The 1,796-nt window shown below is 32.0% G+C and carries 3 protein-coding genes; 1 reads left to right on the top strand and 2 read right to left on the bottom strand.

All coding sequences use genetic code 11. The features are described 5' to 3' along the window. The coding region (locus tag Q0594_RS01925) for an RsmD family RNA methyltransferase (RefSeq protein ID WP_298729352.1) at positions 1-503 on the top strand (503 nt) is incomplete at its 5' end. On the opposite strand, the gene hisS is transcribed toward Q0594_RS01925, so the two are convergent. Together hisS and Q0594_RS01935 are read right to left on the bottom strand one after the other, a co-directional pair. Next, the gene (gene hisS, locus Q0594_RS01930) at positions 500-1,240 is read right to left on the bottom strand and encodes a histidine--tRNA ligase (protein ID WP_298729353.1); all 741 of its coding nucleotides are present in this window, start codon (positions 1,238-1,240) and stop codon (positions 500-502) included. The two genes, Q0594_RS01925 and hisS, sit on opposite strands and share 4 nt — an antisense overlap. A gap of 102 nt (positions 1,241-1,342) precedes the next feature. Continuing rightward, positions 1,343-1,796: HEAT repeat domain-containing protein (locus Q0594_RS01935; RefSeq protein ID WP_298729354.1), on the bottom strand; the 454-nt coding region annotated here is incomplete at its 5' end.

A 1,796-nucleotide genomic window follows, 5' to 3' on the forward strand; every position in this document is an offset into this window, starting at 1 on the left:
CTAATAAATTGCCAGTTCGCCCTACTACCGATTTTGCGAAGGAAGCTCTTTTTAATATACTCAATAACTATTATTATTTTGAAGAACTTTCTGTACTCGACCTTTTTGCAGGAACAGGAAATATTAGCTATGAGTTTGCTAGTAGAGGTTGCCCCTCAGTATTATCAGTTGATAACCATAACGGCTGTGTGCAATTTATCAATAAAATAGCACGTGAATTAGTCTACCCTATCACAGCACTTAAAGCCGATGTATATGAATATTTAAAACGTACTACTCAGCAGTTTGATGTTATCTTTGCTGACCCTCCGTATGATTTCCCAATTGAAAAGTTTGTTACTATTGCCGATATTGTCTTCAATCAAAACTTACTTACTGAAAATGGGATGCTCATTATTGAACATTCTTCTAAAACAGATTTATCAGAACAGCCATTTTTCTCACAAGCGAAGAAATATGGGGGGAGCGTATTTAGTTTTTTTGAAAGAGAAGAACAAGATTAGAGTTTAAACTGCAACAAATATTTTTTAGTATCTTCAAAATATTTTTTACTTTCTTCATCCAAATAATCATAAAGTTTTGGTGCATTTTTAAACTCTTCCTGATCGCCTTTATCCTTAGAATCCAAAGCTCTCAAAGGATTTTTCTCATATCTTTTTTGCGAATCTTCACTCAATTTATCAAGTCTTTCAAACATAAATTTTTTCAAATTCTCAATATATTTCTTTCTCGATTCAACATTTCCTAAGCTGTTAATCTCCACAACTAAGCCAGTAATTCCAAGCTCTTCAAGAAAATCGCAACCCATTTTAATAATTTCTGCATCCAGATATGCACTTCTCACACCAAACATTTCCACTCCTGTTTGATGAAATTCTCTCATTCTCCCTTTTTGTGGTGCTTCATATCTGTACATCGGACCGTTGTAAAACCATTTCACAATCGGAGAAGACTTATGAAATCCAGCTTCAAGATATGCTCTTACAACTCCCGCAGTTCCTTCTGGACGCATTGTAACATCTCTTTCTCCTTTATCCTTAAAATCATACATTTCTTTTGAAACAACATCAGTCTCATCTCCAACACCTCTTCTAAAAAGCTCCGTTTCTTCCAAAATCGGCGTAATTATTCGCTCAAATCCATATTTTCCAAAAACTTTTTTTGAAGCATCTACAATCGCATCGTATTTTTTTACATCGTCAGAATATCTATCTTTCATTCCTTTTAAGGCGGTTATCATATTTTTTTCCTTTCTTAATTAATATCGTCAATTTTATTTTATAGATTATTATACCACAATTGACTAAAGATTTTAAGATGTAGGATTTCATAATTAATCCTTTCATTCAACATCTTTATTTGTAAAATCACATCTAGTTAACTGCTCCATCGCATGTTTTCTTATCATTTCTTCATCACTTTGTAACAATAATTCCAATTTCTCTTTAGCCTTAGGAGTATTTATATCTCCCAAGGCAAAACAACATTTTCTGACTAGTGCAAAGTTATCGTCCCAACGGTATTTTTCAAAATTTGAAATTGCTAGTTCATAAATGCAATCTATTGTAGAAGGTAATTCTAGTTGCTGGAGATAAAACACTATGTCTTCATGTTTTCCATGCCCTTCTTCTTTTGTTAATTTGCATAAAATATCAACAAATTTTTCACTGTATAATTTGAACATGTAAATTGCTGAAATTAAAATATCTACGCTGTGTCCATTTTTTTCATTATATGCTTTTTCCAACTCTGTTTTTATATACTCTATTCTTTCATCATCATTTTTTAAAAATTCC

It is taken from the genome of uncultured Granulicatella sp. (assembly GCF_938030755.1).
Taxonomy (GTDB): domain Bacteria; phylum Bacillota; class Bacilli; order Lactobacillales; family Aerococcaceae; genus Granulicatella.